The organism is Enterobacter hormaechei subsp. xiangfangensis (assembly GCF_001729785.1).
GTDB classification, from domain to species: Bacteria; Pseudomonadota; Gammaproteobacteria; order Enterobacterales; family Enterobacteriaceae; genus Enterobacter; species Enterobacter hormaechei_C.
In genome coordinates this window covers 3,713,797-3,739,749 of record NZ_CP017183.1, presented here as the reverse complement: position 1 = coordinate 3,739,749, position 25,953 = coordinate 3,713,797, and the positions used below count along the sequence as shown (strand labels likewise).

Genomic DNA, 25,953 nt, shown 5'->3' with positions numbered 1-25,953 from the left:
TTTATTACGGTGCCGGGTAGGTATAAACCTGATGCACCGCTTCTATCTCCGCTAATACCTCTTCACTCAGGTTCAGATTGAAACTCTCAATATTGGTTTTCAACTGATCCATCGTCGTTGCGCCGAGCAGGGTACTCGCCACAAATGGCTGACGACGCACGAAGGCCAGCGCCATCTGCGCCGGATCGAGTCCGTGGCGTTTCGCGATATCCACGTAGGCCGCAACGGCTTTTTGCGTCTGCTCGCCGCTATAGCGGGTGAAGCGGCTGAAAAGCGTGTTACGCGCGCCAGCCGGTTTCGCGCCGTTCAGGTATTTGCCCGTCAGGGTACCGAAGCCCAGACAGGAGTAGGCGAGCAGCTCCACCTCTTCGTACTGCGTCACCTCCGCCAGACCCACTTCATAACTGCGGTTCAGCAGGCTGTACGGGTTCTGAATGGTCACGATGCGCGGCAGATCGTGTTTATCGGCCAGATGCAGATAGCGCATCACGCCAAACGCCGTCTCGTTGGAAACGCCGATGTAGCGGATCTTACCCGCCCGCTGGCACTCCGTGAGCGCTTCCAGCGTTTCCAGCAGGGTAACGGCCGGAGCACTTTCGTTCCAGGTGTAGCCAAGCTTACCGAAGCAGTTCGTCGGACGCTGCGGCCAGTGCACCTGATAAAGATCGAGATAGTCGGTTTGCAGGCGCTTGAGGCTTGCATCCAGCGCCGCACGGATATTCTTGCGATCGAGGATCTGATTAGGGCGGATCCCGGCATCGTTATTACGGGAAGGTCCGCTGACTTTGGAGGCGATGACCAGCTTTTCGCGATTGCCGCGTTTCGCCAGCCAGTTGCCGACATACGTTTCAGTAAGACCTTGTGTTTCCGGGCGGGGAGGAACGGGGTACATCTCCGCCACGTCAATCAGGTTAATGCCCTGGCTGACGGCGTAATCGAGTTGTGCATGGGCATCGGCTTCGCTGTTTTGTTCACCAAATGTCATGGTGCCCAACCCCAGTTGGCTGATCTCCAGAGCGCTGTGGGGGATACGATGATAATGCATAGCCGGTTTCCTTTTTTAGACATACAGACTGCGTCAGGAGCCTCCCGACAAAGGAATATAAACATGGCAGAGGGAAGGCAAAAGGGGAAGGAAAAAATCAAAAAGGCCAGCAAGCTACTGACCTTTATCTGTTTAACGCTCGATGATCTGGGAGACTTCGTCGCGATTAATCTGCATTTGATTGCCTTCGCGATCGCGGTAACTCACCAGACCGGTATCGTCGTCGACTTCGGGTTTGCCATCGGTCAGGATCATACGACCATCTTTCGTTGACATGACATAGTCGCTGCTACAACCCGATACCGCAAACGCTAAACCGACTGCTGAGATAATTACTGCCCATTTTTTCATCGTTCTCATCCTCACCTGGCTCGTATCAAATCATAGTGTAGTAATAACCTGATATTACGACAGGTGAAAGGGGGGAAATCTTAAAAAGGAGGAGATTATGTTAGCCGGAGCGCAAAATTAGTAAAAAACTATGTTTTCAACAGGAAGTGGCGTGCCAGCAGTGCCCCGGTGAAATTCTTTTTAAGATAGAAACCGCGCGGCAGCGTCAGGATCGGTTCGCCCTGTGCGCCTACCGCTTCAGTGAGCGCTTTGCTATTGGCGGCTTTAGGACGAAGTTGCAGCACTTCGCCATGCCGGGCGGTGATCCGCTCAACCTGTCCCAGCACAATCATGTCCATCAGCTCTTCCCAGTCCTGGGAAAGCAGTCTCTCCTCTTCATCATTCGGACTCCAGAGCAGCGGGGCGCCAACGCGACGCTCTGCCAGCGGGATCTGCCTGTCGCCCTCAACGGGTACCCACAACACCCGCTTCAGCTTATGCCTGACGTGGCTGGTTTCCCAGGTCACTCCGCTGTTACCCGTGAGCGGCGCAACGCAGACAAAGGTGGTTTCCAGCGGCCGCCCCTGGCTATCGATGGGGATCGTCTTCAGTTCCACCCCCAGCGCCGCAAAATCTTGCTCGGGTTTACTGCCCGCGCTTGCGCCCAGCCAGCGTTCCAGCAACACGCCGATCCAGCCCTTATCACGCTTTAGATCGTTGGGTATCGTCAACCCCGCCATCACGGCCAGCTCGCCCAGTGAATAGCCTGCCAGACGTTGCGCCTGCTGGAGCAACTGGGCTTCACTGACGGGAGGGGAGAGCAGTGGGGCGAGAGAATGCATACTAACAACCTTTTGATTAAAAAATGAGCTGATATTTTATCCCTTGTGGACAGAGTTTACCTTTTTCTGAGTGAATATCCCATGCGTATGATTTATTTCATCTTTTTTAGACTATAGCCCGTCGCGCCGCGGCTAAAAAACAGGTTGTGCAATTCTGGTCACTGACAATAAACAGGATCTTACACCATGTTATCCACAGAAAAATGGGATAACTGGGAATAACTGCCACTACTGTTTCAATTTACAGCCTTGACGTGCGATGAAAATCGAATTTTCACACAAATTGTGCCTAACTTATTGGCACAATCTGTGGATAAAACCGACGCTGTTCGATCTTTCATCAGCAGGAGGATCTTTGATGTGACGATCGTCACGTTAATCGCCTCTGGCACCCTTAATTCCAATATAATATTATGAATTTAAATGATTTATTTTTGGCAGGGTAAAGTGGCGTTTCGTCGGGTTAAAAGGTTGTTCATCGGTAATTCCGCACTTCTTCACAACTATATCCACAGAAAAGGTGAATAAAAATGGTCTCTGTCGCCCGCATCTGTTTATAACTCCTCACTAAATTGTGAGTTATTCAAATGTTATTAGGTTGCAGGCCTGTAAGAGAGTGGTTTACCGCCTCCCTGTAGTGTGAAACAATCATTCATATATCAGATTTAGTTTGGGGTAGTCCGGTGATTGATGACGATGGCTACCGCCCAAACGTAGGAATAGTAATTTGTAATCGTCAGGGCCAGGTGATGTGGGCCCGGCGATATGGTCAGCACTCCTGGCAGTTCCCGCAAGGCGGGATCAATCCTGGAGAGTCCCCAGAACAAGCGATGTACCGGGAGCTGTTTGAAGAGGTTGGTTTAAGCCGAAAAGATGTTCGTATTCTGGCTTCGACCCGCAACTGGTTGCGTTACAAGTTACCGAAACGTTTGGTGCGTTGGGACACAAAGCCGGTTTGTATCGGCCAGAAACAGAAGTGGTTTCTTTTGCAGTTGGTGGGCAACGATTCAGATATCAATATGCAAACCAGCAGCACGCCAGAGTTTGATGGCTGGCGCTGGGTAAGCTACTGGTATCCGGTTCGTCAGGTCGTGTCATTTAAGCGCGATGTATATCGTAGGGTGATGAAAGAGTTCGCAAGTGTCGTGATGCAGCTTCAGGAGACGCCTCCGAAGCCACAGAGCGCACCTGCCTGGCGACGTAAAAGAGGTTAAGCTACGCAAATCATGCTCACCCGCTTGCGAGAAATAGTTGAAAAGGTTGCCAGTGCGCCTCGCCTCAACGAGGCGCTGAATATTCTGGTGACGGACATCTGTCTTGCGATGGAAACCGAGGTCTGTTCGGTCTACCTGGCCGATCATGACCGACGTTGCTACTACCTGATGGCAACCCGCGGTTTAAAAAAACCACGGGGACGCACCGTCACGCTCGCGTTTGATGAAGGTATTGTTGGCCTGGTCGGGCGACTGGCGGAGCCAATCAACCTTGCCGATGCGCAAAAACACCCCAGCTTCAAATATATCCCTTCCGTCAAAGAGGAGCGGTTCCGCGCTTTCCTTGGCGTGCCTATTATTCAGCGCCGCCAACTGCTTGGCGTGCTTGTTGTCCAGCAACGAGAGTTGCGGCAGTACGACGAAAGCGAGGAGTCTTTCCTCGTCACGCTGGCAACGCAGATGGCTGCTATCCTCTCCCAGTCTCAGCTGGCAGCCCTTTTTGGGCAGTATCGTCATACCCGCATCCGCGCGCTTCCGGCCTCGCCGGGCGTCGCGATTGCCGAAGGCTGGATGGATGCCACGCTCCCGCTGATGGAGCAGGTCTACGAAGCCTCGACGCTGGATGAAGCGCTTGAGCGCGAACGGCTTACCGCTGCGCTGGAAGAGGCGGCGAATGAGTTTCGTCGCTACAGCAAACGCTTTGCCGCTGGCGCGCAAAAAGAGACGGCGGCTATTTTCGATCTCTACTCACACCTGCTTTCCGATGCGCGTTTGCGTCGTGAGTTATTTGCCGAGGTCGATAAAGGGTCGGTGGCAGAATGGGCGGTTAAAAAGGTCATTGAAAAATTTGCTGAGCAGTTTGCGGTGCTGACTGACGGTTATCTGAAAGAGCGCGCCGGCGATTTACGCGCGCTTGGGCAACGTCTGCTGTTCCACCTCGATGATACTATTCAGGGGGCGAACGCCTGGCCGAACCGGTTTGTGCTGGTGGCCGATGAACTCTCAGCGACGACGCTGGCTGAATTACCGCAGGACAGGCTGGCGGGCGTGGTGGTGCGCGATGGCGCTGCTAACTCCCATGCCGCCATTATGGTGCGCGCGCTCGGTATTCCGACCGTGATGGGGGCGGATATTCAGCCCTCCGTACTGCATCGCCGTACGCTGGTGGTGGACGGATATCGTGGTGAGTTGCTGGTGGATCCTGAACCGGTTCTCCTTCAGGAGTACCAGCGTCTTATCAGCGAAGAGAATGAATTAAGCAAGCTGGCGGAAGATGACGTCAACCTGCCCGCGCAGCTCAAGAGCGGTGAGCGGGTGAAGGTGATGCTCAACGCTGGCTTAAGCCCCGAGCATGAAGAGAAGCTCGGCAGCCGCATCGATGGCATCGGCCTCTACCGCACTGAAATACCGTTTATGCTGCAAAGCGGCTTCCCGTCAGAAGAGGAGCAGGTGGCGCAGTATCAGGGCATGTTGCAGATGTTTAATGACAAACCCGTCACGTTGCGCACCCTGGACGTCGGCGCGGATAAGCAACTGCCCTATATGCCCATCAGTGAAGAGAATCCCTGCCTCGGCTGGCGTGGGATCCGCATAACCCTCGATCAGCCGGAAATCTTCCTTATCCAGGTTCGTGCCATGCTGCGTGCCAACGCGGCCACGGGGAATCTCAGCATTTTGCTGCCGATGGTCACCAGTATTGACGAGATCGACGAAGCGCGGCGGTTGATAGAACGTGCAGGGCGCGAAGTGGAAGAGATGATCGGCTATGCGATCCCTAAACCCCGTATCGGCGTGATGCTTGAAGTGCCTTCGATGGTCTTTATGTTGCCGCAGCTGGCGACCCGCGTTGATTTTATCTCCGTTGGTACCAACGACTTAACGCAATACATTCTGGCAGTCGATCGCAACAATACGCGTGTTGCCAGCATCTACGATAGCCTGCATCCGGCGATGCTTCGTGCCCTGGCGATGATCGCCCGCGAAGCCGAGCAGCATAATATCGACCTGCGCCTGTGCGGTGAAATGGCCGGCGATCCGATGTGCGTGGCGATCCTGATTGGTCTCGGTTTCCGTCACCTGTCAATGAACGGACGTTCCGTTGCGCGTGTGAAATACCTGTTACGTCACATCGAACAAGATGAGGCGCGCGAACTGGCCGCGCGTAGCCTGGAAGCACAGCTGGCAGCCGAAGTGCGCCATCAGGTGGCTGCGTTTATGGAGCGACGCGGCATGGGCGGTTTGATCCGCGGTGGCCGCTGATCCCCACAAAATAATGACTGCTCGGACGACCCCTCTCCCTTGAGGGAGAGGGATGGGGTGAGGGAGAACTGCGCGCATGAACCCCTATACACATCTTTTACATCTCAGGCGCATCCTCCGCGCCTGCCTTATGCTATGATTCGCAACTTTGGAGCACCTGCCAACGGCGGGAATGCAATTCACCCGCTGTCCACTTTCAGCGGAATAACAACATCTTGTGGTGACAGATGAACAGTGGTTATCTGCATTTTCCGGAATTCGATCCGGTTATTTTCTCAATAGGACCTGTAGCGCTGCACTGGTACGGTCTGATGTACCTGGTGGGCTTCGTTTTTGCCATGTGGCTTGCTGGCCGTCGCGCCAGTCGTCCGGGCAGTGGATGGACGAAGAACGAAGTGGAAAACCTGCTTTATGCCGGCTTCCTCGGCGTATTCCTGGGAGGTCGCATCGGTTATGTCCTGTTCTATAATTTCCCGGTATTCCTGAACGACCCGCTCTATCTGTTCCGCGTCTGGGACGGCGGTATGTCCTTCCACGGCGGACTGATTGGTGTGATCCTCGTGATGGTGATCTTCGCCAGACGCACCAAACGCAACTTCTTCCAGGTGGCTGATTTTATTGCGCCGTTAATCCCGTTTGGGCTGGGCGCAGGGCGTCTGGGCAATTTCATCAACGGTGAGCTGTGGGGGCGTGTCGATCCGAGCGTGCCGTTTACCATGCTGTTCCCGGGCTCCCGCGCAGAGGATATCGCGCTGCTGCCTTCGCATCCTGAGTGGCAGTCCATTTTCGATACCTACGGCGTCCTGCCGCGCCATATGTCACAGCTCTATGAGCTGGCGCTGGAAGGCGTGGTGCTGTTCATCATCCTGAATCTTTATATCCGCAAACCGCGTCCAATGGGGGCTGTCTCCGGTCTGTTCCTGATTGGCTACGGCGCGTTTCGTATCATCGTCGAGTTCTTCCGCCAGCCGGATGCGCAGTTTACCGGTGAATGGGTACAGTACATCAGCATGGGGCAGATCCTCTCCATCCCGATGATTGTCGCGGGTGCCATTATGATGATTTGGGCGTATCGTCGTCGTCCACAGCAACAACTTTCCTGAGGAATCATGAAACAGTATCTTGAATTGATGAAAAAAGTGCTCGACGAGGGCACGCCGAAAAACGACCGCACCGGCACCGGTACGCTCTCCATTTTTGGCCACCAGATGCGCTTCAATCTGCAAGAAGGCTTTCCTCTGGTGACAACGAAGCGCTGCCATCTGCGCTCGATCATTCATGAACTGCTCTGGTTCCTGCAAGGCGATACCAACGTTGCTTATCTACATGAAAACAATGTCTCCATCTGGGACGAGTGGGCAGATGAGAACGGCGACCTGGGTCCGGTCTACGGCAAGCAATGGCGCGCGTGGCCTACCCCGGACGGCCGTCATATCGACCAGATCACGACCGTCATAAACCAGCTGAAAAATGATCCGGACTCGCGCCGTATCATTGTCTCTGCCTGGAACGTGGGTGAACTGGATAAAATGGCGCTGGCGCCTTGCCACGCGTTTTTCCAGTTTTACGTGGCGGACGGCAAGCTCTCCTGCCAGCTCTATCAACGCTCCTGCGACGTGTTCCTCGGCCTGCCGTTTAACATCGCCAGCTACGCGCTGTTGGTGCATATGATGGCGCAGCAGTGCGATCTTGAAGTAGGCGATTTTGTCTGGACGGGCGGTGATACCCACCTCTACAGCAATCATATGGAACAGACGCATCTCCAGCTGACGCGCGAACCGCGTGCATTGCCGAAGCTGGTGATCAAACGTAAACCGGACTCGATCTTCGATTACCGTTTTGATGATTTCGAGATTGAGGGTTACGACCCGCATCCCGGCATTAAAGCTCCTGTCGCCATCTGATACGGCAAATCCTGACACAACCGGTGCTCTTTAGCGCCGGTTTTTTTTCACGCCCGTTTTGTTTTTCGAGCCTGTTTCCAGAGATGATGCAACGCGTTGCAACGGGTGAAAATCTCCTGAAAGCGGCTCGTAAAGTTCTGGTTTGACGCTCGCACCGTTTCTGCTATTCCTCCACACTCCCGCCATGAAAAACGAACAAGGCTTTACGCTTATCGAAACCCTTATCGCCGTTTCGCTGGCAGTGATCCTCAGCGCCACAGGACTCTATGGCTGGGACAGCTGGCAGCAGCGGCAGCGGCTTTGGCAAACCGCCTGCCAGGTGCGGGATTACCTGGTGTTTTTGCGCAATGACGCCAACCGTCACAACAGCGAGCACAGGATCGCGCTGTATAACGACGGTGAAAAGAACTGTCTGGCCAGTTCAGCGGTGACCGGTTGTGACAGCGGCGGACCGTTCGTGATGAAGCCGATGTGGCCAGGGGTCACGATAAGCGACATAACACCTGCGCTGGGATTTTACGGTTTAAGAGATACCGCGTGGGCCGGACATATCCGGGTGCAGAGCCGCGCTGGTGGGTGGTGGGTTATTGTCTCAAATGGCGGACGTATCAGGCTGTGTAATGCCGCAGGAGAAGGTGCATGCCAGTAAATCGAAAAGGGTTTTCCCTGCTGGAAGTGCTGATTGCGATGACGATAAGCAGCATTCTGTTACTCAGCACGTCACGTTTTTTACCGGGGCTACAGCGGGGGGTTTTACTGCAATCCGGGCAGCAGGAGCTGGAGGATGAGGTCTGGCAACGTCTGTTCGCGGTCGGTAAACAGTTTCAGAGAGCAGGATACTGTGCAGGGCATTGCCAGGGACAGGGGATGATCATCGGCAGGCAAGGACGATGTGCGATTGTGCAATGGGATGCGAACAGCAACGGCCAGTGGGATAGCACCGCGTCAGAAAACGACAGTACGGGATTTCGGCTTGAGTCCGGATCGCTTGAAACGCTGCGGGGCGCCACATCCTGTGACGGTAAGGGATGGGATAAGCTCACCGACCCGGATCGGGTCCTGATAGAGCAATTTATGGTCACTAAAACCGATCGTGCTGGCTTTGCGCCGGTCATCAGTATCGAGCTGCGTGCCCGCCGTAAAGGTGAACTGACCGCACCCTTTTCAGCTCGCCATACCGTAACGGGGTTTAATCTGTGAATCGTCAGCGGGGCATGTCATCGCTGGCGCTGGTCCTGCTATTGCTGGTGCTCGGCACGCTGATCCTCACCGGATTAAATCAGCAGTTGCAAACCTTTAGCACGCTGGTAAGTGGCGAGAGTTTGTCTGTTCGCCAGCAGGCTGCCGTGCAATCTGCACTGGAGTGGGGGCGCGTTCAGGAATGGGCTTTACAGCCAGAGGTTCAGTGCAAACAGACACAGCGTTTGCGGGTCTGTGTAAGGCTGTTTGGGGAGCGTGTTTTGCTTATTGCCGGCAATGACGATCTGTTGCTATGGCAAGGCGGGGACATCGCGGAAGGGCAGATACGCTTTTCCGCCCACGGCTGGAGTGATTTCTGCCCCCTTAAGGAAAGTACGCTATGTCAGTTACCCTGAGCAGACAAAAAGGATTTAGCATGGTGGAGGTTTTGCTGGCAATGATGTTGCTGGTTGTGGTTGTGACGGCGTTATCCGGATATCATCGCGCGCTGGCAGCCCGGTATGCGGCGCTTAGCCAGTATCGTCAGCTATGGCATCATGCGTGGAATCAATCGCAGATCTCAACATTAACGCTCCCGCCGGGCTGGCAGGTCAGTCGGGGGCAGACAACACAGTCCGGATGTGTCAGCATCACGGTCACACTTATTTCTCCTATGGGGCGGCAGGGCGCGTTAACGCGTCTGCACTGCCCGGTTAGCCGCTAGTCGGGAGCGTTTATGCTAAGGGTTTACCACTCAAATCGTCTGGATGTGCTGGAAGCACTGATGGAGTATATCGTTGAGCAAGAGCGTCTTGACGATCCGTTTGAGCCAGAAATGGTGCTGGTGCAGAGCACCGGTATGGCGCAGTGGCTGCAAATGTCCCTTTCGCAGAAATTTGGCATTGCGGCGAACATCGATTTTCCGCTGCCCGCGAGCTTTATCTGGGAGATGTTTGTTCGCGTCCTGCCGGACATCCCTGAGCAGAGCGCCTTCAACAAACAAAGCATGGCCTGGAAACTGATGACGCTGCTGCCGGACATGCTGGCGCGTGATGAGTTTGCCATGCTGCGGCACTACCTGAATGACGACACCGACAAGCGTAAACTTTTCCAGCTGGCCTCACGTACTGCCGACCTCTATGACCAGTATCTGGTTTACCGTGCAGACTGGCTGATTCGCTGGGAAGCGGGAGAATTAGTCGATGGGTTACCGGAAGCGCAAATCTGGCAGGCGCCGCTCTGGAAAGCGCTGGTCGAGCATACCGGGAAACTCGGTCAGCCTAAGTGGCACCGTGCTAACTTGTACGATCGCTTTATCTCGATACTTGAGAACAGCGCAGAACGGCCAGCCCGTTTGCCGTCACGCGTGTTCATTTGCGGTATCTCCGCGTTGCCGCCTGTCTACCTGAACGCGCTAAAAGCGCTCGGTAAGCACACTGATATCCATATCCTCTTTACCAACCCGTGTCGGCACTATTGGGGGGATATTCAGGATCCGCGCTGGCTTTCACGGCTGGTCACCCGTCAGAGAAAACGTCTCTTTGAAGAACGCGCGGTGCCGCTGTTTAAAGACAGTGAAAACGCGGCGCAGCTTTTTGATGAAGAGGGGATTCAGAACCTGCCGAACCCGCTGCTTGCCTCGTGGGGCAAGCTCGGACGTGACTATATTTATCTGCTTTCAGATATCACCTCCTCGGGAGAAGGGGATGTGGATGCGTTTGCCGATATTACGCCGGATAGCCTGCTGCACAATATTCAGCTTGATATTCTGGATTTAGAGAACCGTGCCGTTGCCGGGATCACTGCCGAGGAGTTTGCGCGAAGCGATAAGAAGCGAAAACTGGATCCTGACGATCGTAGTATCGCGATCCACGTTTGTCACAGCCCACAGCGTGAAGTTGAAATTCTTCATGACCGCCTGCTGGCCATGTTGCAGGACGACCCAACCCTGACACCGCGCGATATCGTGGTGATGGTGGCGGATATCGACAGCTACAGCCCGTTTATTCAGGCGGTATTTGGCAGCGCAACGGGCGACCGCTATCTGCCCTACGCAATCTCTGACCGTCGCGCTCGTCAGTCACACCCGGCGCTACAGGCCTTTATCAGCCTGCTTTCGCTGCCTGATAGCCGGTTTATCTCTGAGGATGTGCTGGCACTGCTGGATGTGCCAGTTCTGGCCGCACGTTTCAACATTAACGAAGAGGGGTTGCGCTATCTGCGCCAGTGGGTCAACGAATCCGGTGTCCGCTGGGGTATCGACGATGATAACGTCCAGGAGTTCGAACTGCCAGCAACCGGCCAGCATACCTGGCAGTTTGGGCTGACGCGCATGCTGCTGGGGTATGCAATGGAGAGCATCCACGGCGAATGGAATGACGTGCTGCCGTACGATGAATCCAGTGGGTTGATCGCGGAACTGGTTGGTCACTTAGCCACGCTGCTTATGCAGCTCAACCGCTGGCGCCGTGCATTGATGCAGCCCCGCCTGCTCGAAGAGTGGCTGCCAGTTTGCCGCGAAATGCTGAATGATTTCTTCCTGCCGGACAGCGAAACTGAAGCCGCCATGGCGCTTATCGAGAAGCAGTGGCAGGCCATCGTTGATGAAGGGGTTAATTCGCACTATCACGAGGCGGTTCCCCTTTCGCTTCTGCGTGATGAGCTGACGCAACGTCTCGATCAGGAGCGCATCAGCCAGCGCTTCCTTGCGGGGCCGGTGAATATTTGTACCCTGATGCCAATGCGTTCAATCCCGTTCAAAGTGGTCTGTCTGCTTGGCATGAACGACGGTATTTATCCGCGTGCGCTGCCGCCTCTGGGCTTTGATCTTATGAGCGCACAACCGAAGCGGGGTGACCGCAGCCGCCGCGATGATGACCGTTATCTCTTCCTTGAGGCGCTGATGTCTGCGCAAAGCAGGCTGTATATCAGCTATATCGGACGTTCAATTCAGGATAACAGCGAGCGTTTCCCGTCTGTGCTGGTGCAGGAGCTGGTGGACTACATTGGACAGAGCCACTATCTGCCGGGCGATGAAGCCTGCAACTGCGACGAAAGCGAACGTCGGGTGATAGCGCATATCACTTGCCACCATAGCCGTATGCCGTTCGATCCTGTCAACTACGTTCCTGATGAACTGCAAAGCTATGCCCGCGAGTGGCTTCCCGCCGCGAAGAAAGCGGGGACGCCGCAAACCGATTTTATTCAGGCGCTCGAACCGCGCGCTATAGACACCCTCACGTTTGAGCAGCTACAGCGCTTTTGGGCACACCCGGTTCGGGCGTTTTTCCAGCAACGCTTGCAGGTGAATTTCCGCTCTGAAGAGAGCGAAATCCCCGATGCGGAACCGTTTATTCTTGATGGGCTGGAGCGTTTTAAGCTTAATTCCCAGCTTCTGAATGCGCTGGTTGACGAAGAAGACGCCAGTAAACTGTTCCGACGTTACAGGGCGTCGGGATTACTTCCGTATGGTGCATTCGGCGAAATCGTCTGGGATGCCCAGTGCGAGGAGATGCGAGCGCTAGCTGACCGCGTTATCGCGTGTCGGCAGCCGGCGAGCAGCATTGAAATCGATCTCGATTGTAACGGTATGCACCTTAGCGGCTGGCTCACGCACGTGCAGTCTGACGGGCTGCTGCGTTGGCGCCCATCCATGCTCAGCGTTTCACATGGCCTGCAACTCTGGCTCGAACATCTTGTCTACAGTGCGAGTGGTCACGAAGGTGAAAGCCGGTTGTTTGTACGTAAGGACGGCGAATGGCGCTTCCCGCGGATGGAGCCTGAGCAGGCGTTGACGTACCTGTCGCTTTATATTGAAGGTTACCGTCAGGGCATGAACAAACCCCTGCTTTTGCTGCCTGAAAGTGGGGGGGCATGGATAAAAGCCTGTTATGACGCGCAGAATGATGCCATGTTAACGGATGAGGCTTCGCTCCAGAAAGCGCGCAGCAAGTTTTTGCAGGCCTACGAAGGGAACATGATGGTACGTGGCGAAGGTGACGATGTCTGGTATCAACGTTTATGGCGAACGCTGGAGCCAGAATATTTCGACATTATCACCCAGGAGGCGCAACGCTACCTGTTACCGTTATACAAATTTAATCAGTCCTGAGTGCTGTATAAAAATTGCGCAGTATGAGGTGTTCATTTATGATGCACCTCTTATCACGGACTGATGTACCCAAAGAAAGAGATGCTGGCGTGTCCAGCACGCACGTTGTTAATGATGTAGCCGTGATAAAGAGGTCGTAATGCCAGGCAGCACCTTGTTCAAAGCGTTTGTTTTGTTTATCGCCCTTTGGGCTCCCGTCACTCAGGCCGATTCCGGTTGGCAACCTGTCAAGGAAACAATCCGTAAGAGCGATAAGGACACCCGTCAGTATCAGGCGATTCGTCTTGATAACGGGATGACCGTACTGCTGGTTTCCGATCCTCAGGCGGTGAAATCGCTCTCCGCGCTGGTTGTGCCGGTGGGTTCGCTGGAAGATCCTGACGCCCATCCGGGACTGGCGCACTACCTTGAGCACATGACGCTGATGGGATCTAAAAAATACCCACAGCCTGACAGCCTGTCCGAATTTCTGAAAATGCATGGCGGCAGCCACAACGCCAGTACCGCGCCGTATCGCACCGCGTTTTACCTGGAAGTGGAAAATGATGCGCTTGATGGGGCGGTGGACCGTCTGGCGGATGCCATCGCCGCACCGCTGCTGGATAAAAAATACGCTGACCGTGAACGTAATGCCGTGAACGCCGAACTGACGATGGCGCGCACGCGAGACGGTATGCGCATGGCGCAGGTTAGTGCTGAAACCATCAATCCGGCGCACCCGGGTTCGCGCTTCTCAGGCGGCAACCTTGAAACGCTGAGCGACAAGCCAGGTAGCCCGGTGCTCGATGCGCTGCATGCGTTTCGTGAAAAATACTATTCCGCCAATCTGATGAAAGCGGTTATCTACAGCAATAAACCGTTGCCGACGCTGGCAAACATGGCCGCGCAGACCTACGGCAGGGTGCCAAATAAAAATATCGATCTGCCGCAGATTAACGTGCCAGTTGTCACGGACGCGCAAAAAGGCATTGTTATTCACTATGTGCCGGCCTTGCCGCGCAAGGTGTTACGCGTTGAATTCCGTATTGATAACAACACGGCGCAGTTCCGCAGCAAAACCGACGAGCTGGTGACGTATCTTATCGGCAACCGCAGCCCGGGTACGCTCTCCGACTGGCTGCAAAAGCAGGGGCTGGTGGAAGGTATTCGCGCTGACTCCGATCCCGTTGTAAATGGGAATAGCGGCGTGCTGGCCATCTCCGCGACGCTGACCGATAAAGGGCTGGCTCACCGGAACGACGTCGTTGCGGCCATTTTCAGTTATCTCTCTCTGCTGCGCGACAAAGGCGTCGATAAACGCTACTTTGACGAGCTGGCGCACGTGCTGGATCTCGATTTCCGCTATCCCTCTATCACGCGTGATATGGACTACGTTGAGTGGCTGGCAGATACCATGATCCGCGTGCCGGTGGAACATACGCTGGATGCGGTAAATATTGCCGACCAGTTTGACGCCGGAGCGCTCAAAGCGCGTCTGGCGATGATGACTCCGCAGAATGCCCGCGTCTGGTATATCAGCCCGAACGAACCGCATAACAAAATGGCCTACTTCGTTGATGCCCCGTATCAGGTTGAAAAAATCAGCGAACAGACCTTCGCGGGCTGGCAGAAAAAGGCGGGGGAAATTGCGCTGAAGTTACCGGAGCTTAACCCCTACATCCCGGACGATTTCTCGCTGATCAAACCCGCAAAGGCGTATCCGCACCCGGAGCTGATTGTTGATGAGCCGACGCTGCGCGTGGTCTACACCCCAAGCCGCTATTTCGCCGACGAGCCAAAAGCGGATGTCAGCGTGGTGCTGCGTAACCCCAAAGCAATGGACAGCGCCAGAAACCAGGTGCTGTTTGCGCTTAACGATTATCTGGCCGGTATTGCCCTCGATCAGCTCAGCAACCAGGCTGCCGTTGGTGGTATCAGTTTCTCCACCAACGCCAATAACGGCCTGATGGTGAATGCCAACGGCTATACCCAGCGTTTGCCGCAGCTGTTCCAGGCGCTGCTGGACGGTTATTTCAGCTATACGCCTACGGAAGAACAGCTCGAGCAGGCTAAGTCCTGGTATGCCCAGATGATGGATTCTGCCGAGAAGGGTAAAGCCTACGATCAGGCGATTATGCCAGCACAGATGCTGTCGCAAATTCCGTACTTCCAGCGCGAAGATCGCCGCGCGATATTGCCCTCAGTCACCTTAAAAGAGGTGCTGGCTTACCGTGATGCGCTGAAAACCAATACCCGTCCGGAGTTCCTGGTTGTAGGGAATATGAGCGAAGATCAGGCTAAAACGCTGGCGCAAAACGTCCGTGCGCAACTGGGTTCAAAAGGCGATGAGTGGTGCCGTAACCAGGATGTGCTGGTAGAGAAAAAGCAGAACGTGATCTTCGAAAAAGCGGGAAGCAGCACGGATTCCGCGCTGGCCGCGGTGTTTGTCCCTGTCGGTTATGACGAATTTACCAGCTCTGCCCAGAGTGCTGTGCTTGGTCAAATTATTCAGCCGTGGTTTTACAACCAGCTGCGCACCGAAGAGCAGCTGGGCTATGCGGTGTTCGCTTTCTCCATGAATGTGGGCCGTCAGTGGGGGCTGGGCTTCCTTCTGCAAAGCAGTGACAAGCAACCCGCTTACCTGTGGCAGCGTTATCAGGCGTTCTTCCCGCAGGCGGAAGCAAAACTGCGCGCCATGAAGCCGGAAGAGTTTGCCCAAATCCAGCAGGCGGTTATCGCCCAGGTGATGCAACCGCCGCAGACGCTGGGTGAAGAGGCCTCGCAGCTGAGCAAAGATTTTGATCGCGGTAATATGAAATTTGATTCGCGTGATAAAATAGTGGCCGAAATAAAACAGCTGACGCCACAAAAGGTTGCCGATTTCTTCCATCAGGCGGTAGTAAAACCGCAGGGTATGGCCATCCTGTCTCAGGTTTCTGGCAGCCAGAACGGGAAAACGGACTACGTAAAATCAAAAGAGTGGACCGTCTGGAAGAGCGTCAGCGCGCTGCAACAAACAATGCCCTGGAGTAAGAAAGAATGACCCATACCGCTGAGCCGCTTGATCCCCTAAGTTTACCTCTACAGGGTGAGCGACTGATTGAAGCCTCAGCGGGAACGGGAAAAACCTATACCATCGCCGCGCTCTATCTGCGTCTGCTGTTGGGGCTCGGCGGCAACGCCGCTTTTTCGCGCCCGTTAAGCGTGGAAGAGCTGCTGGTGGTAACCTTCACCGAAGCGGCCACTGCCGAGCTGCGTGGCCGTATTCGCAGCAACATTCATGAGCTGCGCATTGCCTGTCTGCGTCAGACGACGGATAACCCCCTCTACGCGAGCCTGCTGGACGAGATTGCGGATAAGCAACAGGCTGCGCAATGGCTGCTGCTGGCCGAACGGCAAATGGATGAAGCGTCCGTCTTCACCATTCACGGTTTTTGTCAGCGCATGCTGAGCCTGAATGCGTTTGAATCCGGCATGCTCTTTGAGCAGCAGCTTATTGAAGATGAATCCGAGCTTCGCTATCAGGCCTGTGCGGATTTCTGGCGTCGACACTGTTATCCGTTGCAGCGCGACATTGCCGAAGCGGTTCACGCCCTGTGGAAAGGTCCGGAAGAGCTTCTTCGCGCCATCGACCGTTACCTGCAAGGCGAGGCGCCGGTCATTAAATCTCCTCCGCCTGCCGATGAAACGCTGGCCTCGCGCCATGAAAAGATCGTCGCCAAAATTGCCGCGCTTAAGCAGAAGTGGAATGAGTCGGTCGGTGAAATTGATGCAATCATCGAAAACTCAGGCATCGACAGACGCAAGTTCAACCGTGGGAACCAGGGGAAGTGGATCGAAAAGATCAGCGCCTGGGCCCAGGAGGAGACGCGGGGCTACCAGCTTCCGGACGCACTGGAAAAATTTTCGCAACGCTTTTTGACCGAGCGAACCAAAGCCGACGGTATTGTGCCTGAGCATCCCCTGTTTGTGGCGATTGAAGCGCTGCTTGCGGAGCCATTAACGCTCAATGACCTGATGATCACCCGCGCCATGACGGAGATCCGCCAGGCCGTCGCGCGCGAAAAAACGTCGCCGGGGCGAGCTGGGGTTTGATGACATGCTGAGCCGCCTGGACGAAGCCCTGTCCAGCGAGAATGGTGAAGCGCTCGCCAGCGCGATCCGTACCCGTTTTCCGGTGGCGATGATTGACGAATTTCAGGACACCGACCCCCAGCAGTACCGCATTTTTCGCCGCATCTGGCGACAGCAGCCCGACACTGCCCTGTTGTTGATTGGCGACCCTAAACAGGCGATTTACGCCTTCCGTGGGGCAGATATCTTCACCTATATGAAAGCCCGTAGTGAAGTTGTCGCGCATTACACGTTAGACACCAACTGGCGTTCCGCTCCGGGGATGGTTGAGAGCTTCAATGCGCTGTTCAGCCGTATGGAGACGGCGTTCATGTTCAAGGAAATCCCTTTTCTGCCGGTGAAATCCGCCCCAAAAAACGCATCCCTGCGCTTCGAAGTCAGTGGCGCGGAGCAGCCCGCCATGACCTTCTGGCTGCTTGAAGAGGAAGGCTATGGCGTTGCTGATTATCAGGCGGCGATGGCCCAGCACTGCGCCGCGCAAATCCGTGACTGGCTGAGCGCAGGCAACCGCGGCGAGGCGCTGCTGTGGAAGGGGGAACAGGCAAATCCTGTTAAAGCCTCTGATATTACCGTGCTGGTGCGCAGTCGTCAGGAAGCGGCGTTAATCCGCGATGCGCTAACATTGCTGGATATTCCGTCAGTGTATCTCTCTAACCGTGACAGCGTGTTCGACACGCTGGAAGCCCAGGAAATGCTCTGGCTGCTTCAGGCGGTACTGGCGCCGGAGCGCGAAAATACGCTTCGAAGCGCGCTGGCCAGCTCTATGCTGGGTTTGAACGCGCGCGATATTGATGAGCTCAACCATGACGAAAACGCATGGGATGCGGTGGTGGAAGAGTTTGTCCATTACCGTGAACGCTGGCAAAAACGCGGCGTCATGGCGATGCTGCGCGAATTGATGACGCGGCGTCAGATTGCCGAAAATATGCTGGCGTCATCCGGCGGTGAAAGGCGTCTTACCGATATTTTACACATTAGCGAACTGTTGCAGGAAGCCGGCACCCAGCTTGAAAGTGAACATGCCCTCGTGCGCTGGCTGGCGCAGCAAATCGCGGATCCAAACAGTAACGCCTCAAGCCAGCAGATGCGTCTTGAGAGCGATAAGCATCTGGTGCAAATCGTCACCATTCACAAATCGAAAGGTCTCGAGTATCCGCTGGTCTGGCTGCCCTTTATCGCCAACTACCGCGTTCAGGATCAGGCCTATTATCATGACCGCGAGACTTTCGATGCGGTGCTCGATCTCAGCAAGGCGGAAACCAGCGTTGAGCTGGCGGAAGCGGAGCGTCTGGCGGAGGATTTGCGCCTGCTTTACGTGGCGCTGACCCGTTCTGTCTGGCATTGCAGCCTGGGCGTCGCGCCGGTTTTCCGCCGTCGCGGGGAGAAAACAGGGGAGAGCGATTTCCATTTAAGCGCCTTAGGGCGGCTTATTCAGCGTGGTGAGCCGAAAGATGCGGCGGGGTTGCGCCTCTGTATCGAGTCGCTTTGCGGAGACGATATCGCCCTGCATATCCCTTCTCTGCCAGACAACAGCCGCTGGGAAATGGCGCAAGAGCCCGTGACCGATCTTAACGCGCGCCAGATCACACGGGTGCTTGCCGACGACTGGCGCGTCACCAGCTACTCTGGCCTGCAACAGCACGGGCAAAGTATTGCGCAGGATCTCATGCCGAAGCTGGACGTGGATGCCGCAGGGGTAGGCGATGTTCCGGTTGAACCGACGTTAACTCCGCATCAGTTCCCACGCGGCGCGTCGCCGGGCACCTTTTTGCACAGCCTTTTTGAAGAGCTTGATTTCACCCAGCCTGTCAGTGAGGAGTGGGTGCTGAAGATGTTGCAGAGCGGAGGCTATGACGCGCACTGGCAGCCCGTTCTCACTGACTGGATCAACGCCATTTTGCAAGCGCCGCTGACGGCGCAGGGCTTCTCTCTTCGCCAGTTAACGGCCAAAAATAAGCAGGTTGAGATGGAGTTTTATCTGCCCGTCGCAGGCCCGCTTAAGGCCGACGCGCTCGATGCGCTTATCCGTCAGTACGATCCGCTGTCAGCCGGTTGCCCGCCGCTGAACTTCCGTCAGGTGCAGGGCATGCTGAAAGGGTTTATCGACCTGGTCTTCCGTCACGAAGGACGGTACTACCTGCTGGATTACAAATCAAACTGGCTGGGCGAGAACAGCGCAGCCTATACCCAGCAGGCGATGGCGGCCGCCATGCAAATGCATCGCTACGATCTGCAATATCAGCTCTATACCCTGGCGCTGCACCGCTATTTGCGCCACCGTATTGCGGATTACCGCTACGACGATCATTTTGGCGGCGTCATCTACCTGTTCCTGCGCGGGGTTGACGCTGCCGATCCGCGCTCCGGGATCTTCAGCACTCGTCCGGATGCGGAATTGATTAATAAAATGGATAACCTGTTTGCAGCAAACACGGAGGAGATGGCATGACGATGCAGGACTTATTGCTGGATGCGGTAGAGCAACGCGTGCTGCGTCAGCTGGACGTGCAGTTTGCCATGATGATTGCCGCTGACCAGCCCGCCGTGATGCTTGCCGCTGCCCTGTTGAGTAAAGATGCCGGAGAGGGGCATGTGTGTCTGCCGCTCTCGCGTCTGGTGGTTGACGAGAAAATGCCGCCTGTCCTCCAGTCCTGCTTTGCGCTGCTGGGAGATAAGGTGGACTGGCAGAAAATCTTGCGGGAATCGTCAGCCGTTGGGCCGGGAGACAACCAGGCACCGCTGATCCTGACGGGGGAGCGCTTATACCTGAACCGCCTGTGGCGAAATGAACTGACGGTAGCGCGTTTCTTTAGTGAGACCAATGCGCCGCTTCCCTGCGACGAAGCACAGCTTCGCCAGACGCTGGACAGGCTGTTTGACTCCGGTGAGGACACAGACTGGCAGAAAGTGGCGGCGGCCGTCGCCCTGACGCGGCGGATCTCGGTGATATCCGGCGGCCCGGGAACGGGGAAAACAACGACCGTCGCAAAGCTGCTGGCAGCCCTGATACAGCTTTCAGGAGAGCAGCGATGCCGTATTCGTCTGGCGGCGCCCACCGGGAAGGCTGCGGCGCGTCTGACCGAATCACTGGGCGGCGCGATGCAACAGCTGCCGCTCACTCAGGAGCAGCTTGCGCTTTTCCCGGGTGAAGCAAGTACTCTGCACCGTCTGCTCGGCGCGCAGCCGGGTAGCCAGCGGCTGCGCTACCATGCGGGTAATCCGCTGCATCTGGACGTGCTGGTGGTGGATGAAGCCTCCATGATCGACCTGACCATGATGTCGCGCCTGATTGATGCTCTGCCACCCCATGCGCGGGTGGTTTTCCTGGGCGATCGCGACCAGCTCGCCTCTGTAGAAGCCGGGGCGGTGCTGGGAGATATCTGTACCTACGCCAGTTACGGTTATACCGCCGCGCGGGCGCAGGAGCTCGCCCGTCTGACCGGCTGCTCGCTTGAACCCGATCACACGCCGATCGCGGGCGCACTGCGTGACAGCCTGTGCCTGCTGCAAAAAAGCTACCGTTTCGGTAGCGACTCCGGCATCGGCCAGCTGGCTGCGGCGGTCAACCGTGGCGACAGGCACGCCACGCGCACGGTGTTTGACGGTACCTTCACTGACATTGAAAAGAAATCGCTGCAAAGCGGGGAAGAGTATCAGGCTATGCTTGAGGAGGCTCTCCAGGGATACCAGCATTTTCTGAGCTGCGTGCAGCAGTGCAGTCAGCCCGGACAGGTCATCGCCGCATTTGGCGAATACCAGCTTCTGTGCGCATTGCGGGAAGGGCCGTTTGGCGTCACGGGCCTGAACGACAGGCTGGAGCAGTTGCTGGTGCAGAAACGCAAAATTAACCGTCAGCTGCATTCGCGATGGTATGAAGGCCGGCCAGTGATGATCTCCCGCAACGACAGTGCGCTGGGGCTGTTCAACGGGGATATCGGCATTGCGCTCGATCGCGGTAACGGTCTGCGCGTCTGGTTCCAGCTACCGGACGGTAGCGTGAAGTCCGTCCAGCCCAGCCGCCTGCCAGAGCATGAAACGGCATGGGCGATGACGGTACATAAATCTCAGGGCTCCGAGTTCAACCATGCGGCGCTGATCCTGCCGACACAGCTGTCGCCGGTAGTGACCCGCGAACTGGTCTACACCGCCATTACCCGTGCGCGCCAGCGCCTGTCGCTGTATGCGGATGAGCGCGTGTTGAGCCAGGCTATTGCCACCCGTACCGAGCGCAGAAGCGGATTAAGCGCGATATTTGAATCTGTCTGAGTGAACGCCCTCTCCAACAGGAGAGGGTGACTGTTATCCCAGGTCCGCCATTAACACCTTCGAGCGGCGCTGGTAGTTGTACATCTCTTTCTTACTTTCCGGCAGGGAATCAATATCCACCGGCGTGAAGCCGCGCTCCTGGAACCAGTGAATGCTGCGCGTGGTGAGCACGAACAGCTTGCTCAGACCCATCTGGCGCGCCTGTGCCGCCACGCGTTCAAGCAGCAGTTCCCCCCGCGAGGAGCTACGGTAATCCGGGTGCACGGCAACGCACGCCATTTCGCCAATCTGCTCTTCCGGGAACGGATAAAGCGCCGCACAGGCAATGGTCAGGTTATCGCGCTGAATGATGGTGAACTTGTCGATCTCCATCTCCAGCTGCTCCCGGGAGCGGCGAACCAGAATGCCCTGTTGTTCCAGCGGACGGATCAGCTCCAGAATGCCGCCGATATCGTTGATGGTGGCACGGCGGATCTGCTCGGCGCTCTCCATGACGATCTGCGTACCGATCCCGTCCCGGGAGAACAGTTCCTGCAACAGCGCACCGTCTTCCTGATAGCTGATCAGGTGGCTGCGGCGCACCCCGCTGCGGCACGCTTTAACGGCGCCGCGCAGAAAACGCACGGTACCGGAATAGTAATCGCCTTCTGCTTCCAGCGCTTCCACGCGCGCCTGGGCTTCATTCGGAAAAAGTTCTGGCACAATCACGCCCTCATCGTTCACGACACCCTGCGAGGAGCAAAAGCCGATCATTTTTTCCGCTTTCAGCTTGATGGCCAGCTGGGTGGCAATCTCTTCTGAGGTCAGATTAAAACTTTCACCCGTTACGGAGACGGCAACGGGCCCCATCAGGACGATCGCGCCATTGTCTAACTGGCGGTGAATGGCGTCTTCATCAATACGGCGGATGCGGCCGCTGTGGCAGTAATCCACGCCATCGTCCACGCCGAGCGGCTGAGCGATGATAAAGTTGCCGCTCACCACGTTAATGTGCGCGCCCTGCAACGGCGTATTATTCAGGCTCATCGACAGGCGGGCGGTGATATCGAGCTGCAACAGACCCGCCGCCTGTTTGACCAGTTCGAGGGTTTTCGCATCCGTCACGCGCGTGTGTTTGTGGTAGATCGGCTCATGGTGATGGGCGGCCAGGTTGGCTTCGATTTGCGGACGTGCGCCATACACCACCACCAGACGGATGCCGAGGCTGTGCAGCAGGCCGATATCATTGACGATGCTGGAAAAGTTTTCATGCTCAATGGCTTCGCCGCCAAGCATGATGACAAACGTTTTTCCCCGATGGGTGTTGATATAGGGAACAGAATGGCGGAATCCCTGGACCAGTTCGGTTCTGCGTTCCTTAACCATGATACAACCCTTAGTGAATGTTTATTCGTAATTTATGTATTTTTATTCGATCGCGGCCGCGTGTGCAAGCCTAAATTTTCTGCGACCCACAGAAAATAATAAGTAATCCGTGCGTTAACGTATGATTGTTTACCCTTTTATAGATGACAGTTTATGCGTCATTCGTTAAAGTTTTCGGTCAATTTGGGCGTTTTGTTCATCAATCAGATTTCTTGCTCGGGAGAAGCATGTCGGGATCCAATTCAGCAATAAGCCGCCGCCGCCTGTTAAAAGGGGCCGGGGCGATGTGGTTGCTTAGCGTCAGCCAGGTGGGTCTTGCCGCCACAAGCCAGGTAGTCGCGGTGCGCGTCTGGCCGTCGTCGACCTATACGCGCGTGACGGTCGAGTCCAATCGCGTGCTGAAATACAAGCAATTTGCCCTCAGCAATCCTGAACGTGTGGTGGTTGATCTCGAAGGTGTGAACCTCAACTCCGTGCTTAAAGGCATGGCAGCACAAATCCGTGGCGACGATCCGTTTATCAAATCGGCGCGCGTCGGGCAGTTCGATCCGCAAACCGTGCGCATGGTGTTTGAGCTGAAGCAGAACGTGAAACCGCAGCTCTTTGCCCTTGCGCCTGTTGCCGCCTTTAAGGAGCGTCTGGTGATGGATCTCTATCCGGCGAATGCGACGGATATTCAGGATCCGCTCCTGGCATTACTTGAGGATTACAACAAAGGCGATCTCGACAGCCAGGTTCCGCCAGCGCAAAGTGGTCCAAAGCCTGGCAAGGCGGGGCGCGATCGCCCGATTGTGATCATGCTCGATCCTGGCCACGGCGGAGAAGATTCCGGCGCCGTCGGGAAATATCGCACCCGCGAAAAAGATGTGGTGCTGCAAATTGCCCGTCGTCTGAAGGCGTTGATCGACAAAGAGGGCAATATGCGCGCCTATATGACGCGCAACGAAGATGTCTTTATTCCGCTGAAGGTCCGCGTGGCAAAAGCGCAAAAGCAGCGCGCGGATCTGTTTGTCTCTATTCATGCGGATGCCTTCACCAGCCGCCAGCCGAGCGGATCCTCAGTGTTTGCCCTGTCAACAAAAGGGGCGACCAGCACCGCGGCGAGATACCTGGCGGACACGCAGAACGCCTCGGATTTAATCGGTGGTGTGAGCAAAAGTGGCGACCGTTACGTCGACCATACGATGTTTGATATGGTGCAGTCGCTGACTATTACCGACAGCCTGAAGTTTGGTAAAGCGGTGCTGGGCAAACTGGGCCGGGTCAACAAGCTGCACAAAAACAGCGTCGAGCAGGCCGGATTTGCGGTACTGAAAGCGCCGGATATTCCTTCCATTCTGGTCGAAACCGCGTTTATCAGTAACGTGGAAGAGGAACGTAAGCTCAAGACGGCTAAATTCCAGCAGGAAGTGGCGGAGTCGATTCTGGCGGGGATCCGGGCCTACTTCTCAGACGGGGAAACGCTGGCGCGGCGGGGGTAGGGCATTAAGCCGGGTATCATGCCCGGCATTTTCACAAACGCCAGATACAAAAAAACACCCTTCAGGGTGTTTATTGTTTTAAGAAGTGTTGGTTGCGGGGGCCGGATTTGAACCGACGACCTTCGGGTTATGAGCCCGACGAGCTACCAGGCTGCTCCACCCCGCGTCCGTCTTTCTACACTTGTAGAAACTTACTTCTTCAAATTTGATTGGTTGCGGGGGCCGGATTTGAACCGACGACCTTCGGGTTATGAGCCCGACGAGCTACCAGGCTGCTCCACCCCGCGTCCGTCTTTTTGCTTCGTATTTCAAACCACATCTGCGTTGACTTTCCTCGTTCACCTCAGTCACTTACTGGAGTAAGCTCCTAAGGATTCACTGCGTCGTCGCCTTGCTGTGATTCGAACTACTTCGCAAAAACTTCTACAGTCGTAGAAGATACTTCATCAAATTTTAATTGGTTGCGGGGGCCGGATTTGAACCGACGACCTTCGGGTTATGAGCCCGACGAGCTACCAGGCTGCTCCACCCCGCGTCCGTGGAAGCGCACTATACTCGGATAGGTTTGTGATGCAACCCCTTTTTCACATAATTCATTATTTTGTATGCAAAATGAACGGCAAAAGCCACTTTGGACTATTTTTTGTGCAGAATTTGCCAAAGGGAAGGCGATTGCATTTCATTAACACGGTGGGTTTGTTATCTTCATCTCGCGGAATTGGGCAACTAAAAGACGAGATATAATGAAAGGACGTTGGGCGAAGTATCTGATGACAGGCGCAATGGTGGCGATTCTTGCGGCCTGCTCTTCCAAACCGACCGATCGCGGTCAACAGTATAAAGACGGGAAATTATCCCAGCCTTTCTCTTTAGTTAACCAGCCCGATGCCGTGGGTGCTCCAATCAATGCCGGGGATTTCTCCGAGCAGGTGTACCAGATCCGCAAAGCGTCGCCGCGCCTGTATGGCGCACAGAACAACGTTTATAGTGCCGTGCAGGACTGGCTGCGTGCAGGCGGTGATACCCGCAATATGCGCCAGTTTGGTATCGATGCCTGGCAGATGGAGGGGGCGGATAACTACGGTAACGTCCAGTTTACCGGTTACTACACCCCGGTTGTCCAGGCGCGACACACGCGCCAGGGCGAGTTCCAGTATCCCATTTACCGTATGCCGCCGAAACGCGGTCGTCTGCCGTCCCGCGCCGAGATCTACGCCGGCGCGCTGAGCGAAAATTATGTTCTGGCCTACAGCAACTCGCTGATGGACAACTTCATTATGGACGTGCAGGGCAGTGGCTATATTGATTTTGGCGACGGCTCGCCGCTGAACTTCTTTAGCTATGCCGGTAAAAATGGCCATGCCTATCGCAGCATCGGTAAGGTGCTGATCGACCGTGGCGAAGTGAAACGAGAAGATATGTCGATGCAGGCTATCCGCGAATGGGGCGAAAAGCACAGCGAAGCGGAAGTGCGTGAGCTGCTTGAGCAGAACCCATCGTTTGTCTTCTTCAAACCGCAGAACTTTGCGCCGGTGAAAGGGGCGAGCGCCGTCCCGCTGATTGGCCGCGCTTCTGTGGCATCGGATCGTTCGATTATTCCGGCGGGTACCACGCTGCTGGCGGAAGTTCCACTCCTCGACAACAACGGCAAATTCAACGGCAAATATGAATTACGCCTGATGGTGGCGCTGGACGTGGGTGGGGCGATCAAAGGCCAGCACTTCGACATTTATCAGGGCATCGGCCCGGATGCCGGCCATCGTGCAGGCTGGTATAACCACTACGGACGCGTGTGGGTGCTGAAGACAGCGCCGGGTACCGGAAACGTATTCAGCGGCTGATTG

The 25,953-nt window shown here is 55.7% G+C and carries 17 protein-coding genes, 3 tRNA genes and 1 pseudogene; 14 read left to right on the top strand and 7 right to left on the bottom strand.

What is annotated here, in order from left to right; genetic code table 11:
• Nucleotides 1-4: 4 nt before the first annotated feature.
• From BFV63_RS17800 to mutH, 3 genes are all read right to left on the bottom strand, one after another.
• Nucleotides 5-1,045, bottom strand: coding sequence for an NADP(H)-dependent aldo-keto reductase (locus BFV63_RS17800; RefSeq protein WP_003862795.1), 1,041 nt, complete (start codon nt 1,043-1,045; stop codon nt 5-7).
• A 132-nt stretch (nt 1,046-1,177) separates the two neighbouring features.
• Nucleotides 1,178-1,396, bottom strand: coding sequence for a YgdI/YgdR family lipoprotein (locus BFV63_RS17795; protein WP_003862794.1), 219 nt, complete (start codon nt 1,394-1,396; stop codon nt 1,178-1,180).
• A gap of 128 nt (nt 1,397-1,524) precedes the next feature.
• Nucleotides 1,525-2,217 (bottom strand): DNA mismatch repair endonuclease MutH, encoded by a 693-nt coding sequence (mutH, locus tag BFV63_RS17790; RefSeq protein WP_003862792.1) that lies wholly within the window; start codon nt 2,215-2,217, stop codon nt 1,525-1,527.
• 683 nt (nt 2,218-2,900) lie between these two features.
• Here mutH and rppH point away from each other — a divergent pair.
• The 12 genes and pseudogenes from rppH (at nt 2,901) to recD (ending at nt 21,263) form a co-directional block, all read left to right on the top strand.
• Complete coding sequence (gene rppH, locus BFV63_RS17785) at nt 2,901-3,431, top strand: RNA pyrophosphohydrolase (protein ID WP_003862791.1); 531 nt, start codon at nt 2,901-2,903, stop codon at nt 3,429-3,431.
• A gap of 12 nt (nt 3,432-3,443) precedes the next feature.
• Nucleotides 3,444-5,690, top strand: coding sequence for a phosphoenolpyruvate--protein phosphotransferase (ptsP, locus tag BFV63_RS17780; RefSeq protein ID WP_003862789.1), 2,247 nt, complete (start codon nt 3,444-3,446; stop codon nt 5,688-5,690).
• Between the two features lie 227 nt (nt 5,691-5,917).
• Entirely contained in the window at nt 5,918-6,793 is an 876-nt protein-coding gene (lgt, locus tag BFV63_RS17775; RefSeq protein ID WP_003862787.1) for a prolipoprotein diacylglyceryl transferase, read from the top strand.
• 6 nt (nt 6,794-6,799) lie between these two features.
• On the top strand, nt 6,800-7,594 hold the full coding sequence (gene thyA, locus BFV63_RS17770) for a thymidylate synthase (protein WP_003862785.1): 795 nt from the start codon (nt 6,800-6,802) through the stop codon (nt 7,592-7,594).
• A 184-nt stretch (nt 7,595-7,778) separates the two neighbouring features.
• The gene (locus BFV63_RS17765) at nt 7,779-8,243 is read left to right on the top strand and encodes a prepilin peptidase-dependent protein (protein WP_003862783.1); all 465 of its coding nucleotides are present in this window, start codon (nt 7,779-7,781) and stop codon (nt 8,241-8,243) included.
• On the top strand, nt 8,234-8,794 hold the full coding sequence (locus BFV63_RS17760) for a prepilin peptidase-dependent protein (protein WP_003862779.1): 561 nt from the start codon (nt 8,234-8,236) through the stop codon (nt 8,792-8,794). The genes BFV63_RS17765 and BFV63_RS17760 overlap by 10 nt, the downstream gene beginning before the upstream one ends.
• Nucleotides 8,791-9,189, top strand: coding sequence for a DUF2509 family protein (locus BFV63_RS17755; protein WP_003862778.1), 399 nt, complete (start codon nt 8,791-8,793; stop codon nt 9,187-9,189). The genes BFV63_RS17760 and BFV63_RS17755 overlap by 4 nt, the downstream gene beginning before the upstream one ends.
• Nucleotides 9,174-9,497, top strand: coding sequence for a prepilin-type N-terminal cleavage/methylation domain-containing protein (locus BFV63_RS17750; protein WP_003862776.1), 324 nt, complete (start codon nt 9,174-9,176; stop codon nt 9,495-9,497). The genes BFV63_RS17755 and BFV63_RS17750 overlap by 16 nt, the downstream gene beginning before the upstream one ends.
• 12 nt (nt 9,498-9,509) lie before the next feature.
• Nucleotides 9,510-12,884, top strand: a complete 3,375-nt coding sequence (recC, locus tag BFV63_RS17745; protein ID WP_048242015.1) for an exodeoxyribonuclease V subunit gamma — start codon at nt 9,510-9,512, stop codon at nt 12,882-12,884.
• 139 nt (nt 12,885-13,023) lie between these two features.
• Nucleotides 13,024-15,906 (top strand): pitrilysin, encoded by a 2,883-nt coding sequence (gene ptrA, locus BFV63_RS17740; RefSeq protein WP_032610060.1) that lies wholly within the window; start codon nt 13,024-13,026, stop codon nt 15,904-15,906.
• Nucleotides 15,903-19,446, top strand: a pseudogene (recB, locus tag BFV63_RS17735) (exodeoxyribonuclease V subunit beta). The gene ptrA and the pseudogene recB overlap by 4 nt, the downstream one beginning before the upstream one ends.
• Complete coding sequence (gene recD / locus BFV63_RS17730; protein ID WP_032610058.1) at nt 19,443-21,263, top strand: exodeoxyribonuclease V subunit alpha; 1,821 nt, start codon at nt 19,443-19,445, stop codon at nt 21,261-21,263. Before recB ends, recD begins: the two are co-directional and overlap by 4 nt.
• 33 nt (nt 21,264-21,296) lie before the next feature.
• On the opposite strand, the gene argA is transcribed toward recD, so the two are convergent.
• On the bottom strand, nt 21,297-22,628 hold the full coding sequence (gene argA / locus BFV63_RS17725) for an amino-acid N-acetyltransferase (protein WP_003862767.1): 1,332 nt from the start codon (nt 22,626-22,628) through the stop codon (nt 21,297-21,299).
• Between the two features lie 227 nt (nt 22,629-22,855).
• Here argA and amiC point away from each other — a divergent pair, with 227 nt between their 5' ends.
• On the top strand, nt 22,856-24,109 hold the full coding sequence (gene amiC, locus BFV63_RS17720) for an N-acetylmuramoyl-L-alanine amidase AmiC (protein ID WP_003862766.1): 1,254 nt from the start codon (nt 22,856-22,858) through the stop codon (nt 24,107-24,109).
• An 89-nt stretch (nt 24,110-24,198) separates the two neighbouring features.
• Here the strand turns inward: amiC and BFV63_RS17715 are convergent.
• From BFV63_RS17715 to BFV63_RS17705, 3 genes are all read right to left on the bottom strand, one after another.
• Nucleotides 24,199-24,275, bottom strand: a tRNA-Met gene (locus tag BFV63_RS17715).
• 44 nt (nt 24,276-24,319) lie between these two features.
• Nucleotides 24,320-24,396 (bottom strand) — tRNA-Met (locus tag BFV63_RS17710).
• Between the two features lie 171 nt (nt 24,397-24,567).
• Nucleotides 24,568-24,644: transfer RNA gene (locus BFV63_RS17705), tRNA-Met, on the bottom strand.
• A gap of 208 nt (nt 24,645-24,852) precedes the next feature.
• Here BFV63_RS17705 and mltA point away from each other — a divergent pair.
• On the top strand, nt 24,853-25,950 hold the full coding sequence (gene mltA, locus BFV63_RS17700; protein ID WP_003862765.1) for a murein transglycosylase A: 1,098 nt from the start codon (nt 24,853-24,855) through the stop codon (nt 25,948-25,950).
• Nucleotides 25,951-25,953: the final 3 nt, after the last annotated feature.